The 620-nt window shown below is 74.8% G+C and carries 1 protein-coding gene; it reads left to right on the top strand.

Annotated features, from left to right (window positions below):
• Nucleotides 1-63: 63 nt before the first annotated feature.
• On the top strand, nt 64-620 hold a 557-nt coding region (locus HOY81_RS27095), incomplete at its 3' end, for an ATP-binding protein (protein WP_237323350.1).

Genomic DNA, 620 nt, shown 5'->3' with positions numbered 1-620 from the left:
CCTCCTCCCCGCCCGGCGAACATTTCGATGACCGACCATTGAGTCCCGTTTACCGGATGGTTAGTGTCAGCGGCGCGTTGCCCCGCTCGTGTTGTCGCCTCGCCTCACGCCGCAGGGGGAGAGATCGCCGACCACGCCGCGCTGCCGGCCGCCCGGAGTGCCCCACCGCCGACGCTGGTGGGCCGCTCCGCCCTGCTCGCCTCCGTCGAATCCCGCCTGGCTGCCCATGGCAGCGCCGTCCTCACCGGCCCCAGCGGCATCGGCAAGACCGCCGTCATGGAGGCCCTCGGAGCCGCCGCGGCCACCCGTGGTGAACTGGTGCTCCGCGCCGCCGGTGCCGAGACGGAGCGCTGGATCCCGTACGCCGGACTCGCCGACCTCCTCGACCAGTGCCCCGTGGAGCAGCTCGCCGGTCTCCCCGAGCCGCAGCGCTCCGCGCTCTACGGCGTGCTGCTGGGCGACCGGCACGCCACCGACGCCGGGGTCCAGAGCCGTGCCGTCTGCCGCCTCGCCTGGCGCGGCCTGCTCGGCCGCTGCGCCGCCACCACGCCCGTCCTGCTGCTCGTCGACGACGCCCAGTGGCTGGATCCCGCCTCCGTCGACGCCCTCCGGTACGCCGC

Source organism: Streptomyces sp. JJ36 (genome assembly GCF_021696945.1).
Taxonomy (GTDB): Bacteria; Actinomycetota; Actinomycetes; order Streptomycetales; family Streptomycetaceae; genus Streptomyces.
Note: the sequence above shows the minus strand (reverse complement) of the source record. Positions and strands in the feature narration are given on the sequence as shown.